Below are 1,669 nucleotides of genomic sequence, written 5' to 3'. Positions count from 1 at the left end.
TTGTTTTTGGCGATCCACGCAGCAGGCGGCATCCGCCAGCCGCTCCTCACACATCCACCACCATATGCGGCCGGAACGCCCCCTCCAGCGTCAGCAGCAGATGGAGATAGACAGCCACCTTGCGGGCGCGGTCGGTGTTGCGGGCGAGGCAGTCGCGCAATTGCTCGGCCATTCGGGCGGTTTCCGGATCTTGCGCGGGTGTGGCAGCGGTGGCTGCCTGGACGATGTGCTCGGGATCGATGGAGATCGGTGCGGCCGGATCCTTCAGCAGCGCTTCGGCCAGCGCCTCTTCATCAGGATGGGGCGGGGGCGGGCTCGGCGGAGGGGGAGGGGCTCGGCGGGACAGGTGGCTGCGGAGATTGTCTTTCAGCCGGGTCCGTTGATGATCGTCCAGCCCGTCTAGCTGATCGACCTCGTCGAACAGAAGATCGTAAAGCCGTCGGCGCTGTGGGTTGGGTGGACTCTGGCCGCGCCGCTCCTGCTCGCGGTCCTGCTGCTCTCGCCGCGGATTGCGGCGGTGGTTGCGGTCGGTTGCGCTGCCGGCCCGCTCGACGCCCGCAGTGGTGCGGACGCTGAATTCCGGTGGGCCGATGCCGCGGCCGGATGAGAGAGTGCCTGACATCAGCCGCCTCCCGGAACAGATGGTCCCAAGCGGATCAGTCTGGCAGAGCCCGCGCTTTCGTCAATGCGAAAGCGCCGGTCCTCAGGACTCCCAAGTCGGGTTAACGGTAGGCGCCCAATAAGCCCTTCTTAACCTGACTTCAGAGCCCTGGCCGGTCTTGCGTCCGTCAGTCGCCGGCTCCGGCGCCGACGGCATCGTCGGTGGCCTCCGGCTTGCTCTTGCCGAAGCCGATGGTGGGGAAGACGTTGATCAGTGCGGTGATGAAGGCGGCCAGATAGGGCAGCGACTGTACCACCAGCAGGCCCGACCACATGAAGGCGTCACGGTTCTCATGACCGAAGACCATGACGATGGCCAGCGCCGCACCCCACAGCGACACCAGCAGCACCAGCTCCTCCCGCGCCATCAGGAAGGCCTGCATCAGTGCCGGCTGGTTCTCGCACTTCGGCGTGCGGACGAAGGGCCGGCCGGAGGTGAAGATGCCGAGCCACATGGCGCGGCCGACCGTGTGGGTCAGCGCCATGCCGGCGACCGCCGCCCCGACCTTGTCCCAGAAGCCGCACTTCACCCGCGCCTCGTAGAGCCAGAGCGAGGCGCCGACCTTGAAGGCGAAGACGCTCAGCGTCGGAATCATGAAGACGTTGGGCGGGAACTCGAAATATTTCGGGAACGCCATCAGGCCGATGGACCACAGGATGCCGGCGATGCCGAACACCATATGGGCGGCGTCGGCGAACCAGGGCAGCCAACCGGTGATGAAATGGTACTTCTGACCGGCGGTCAGCTCCTTGGCGCCCGGGGACAACTGGCGCCAATGGTGCTTCAGGATCTGCACGGCGCCATAGGCCCAGCGGAAGCGCTGCGTCTTGTAGGCGGAGAAGCTGTCGGGAACCAGCCCCTTGCCGTAGCTTTCCGGCATGTAGACGGCTTCATAGCCATGCTCGAACAGGCGCAGGCCGAGATCGGCGTCTTCGGTGATGCACCACTCCCGACTGGTATCGCTTTGCCGTCGCGGCAGTCGATCCCGGCCCGTTGCTGCCATGGGCG

General features: G+C 66.0%; 2 protein-coding genes. Both read right to left on the bottom strand.

Translation table 11 applies throughout. From position 1 onward, the window contains the following. Positions 1–46: 46 nt before the first annotated feature. Positions 47–622 carry a hypothetical protein gene (locus tag I71_RS20980; protein ID WP_042697573.1) on the bottom strand — a complete coding sequence of 192 codons (576 nt, stop codon included), beginning with the start codon at positions 620–622 and terminating at the stop codon, positions 47–49. Between the two features lie 166 nt (positions 623–788). Next, on the bottom strand, positions 789–1,669 hold an 881-nt coding region (locus I71_RS20975), incomplete at its 5' end, for a glycosyltransferase (RefSeq protein ID WP_148294316.1).

The sequence above is a fragment of the Azospirillum sp. B506 genome, from assembly GCF_000333595.1.
In the GTDB taxonomy this organism is placed as follows: Bacteria; Pseudomonadota; Alphaproteobacteria; order Azospirillales; family Azospirillaceae; genus Azospirillum.
This window is presented reverse-complemented; position numbering and strand designations above follow the sequence as displayed.

What these genes read in the sequence shown, in the direction of transcription:
- I71_RS20980 (WP_042697573.1), bottom strand. Translation starts at nt 622, where the DNA reads ATGTCAGGCACTCTCTCATCCGGCCGCGGCATCGGCCCACCGGAATTC.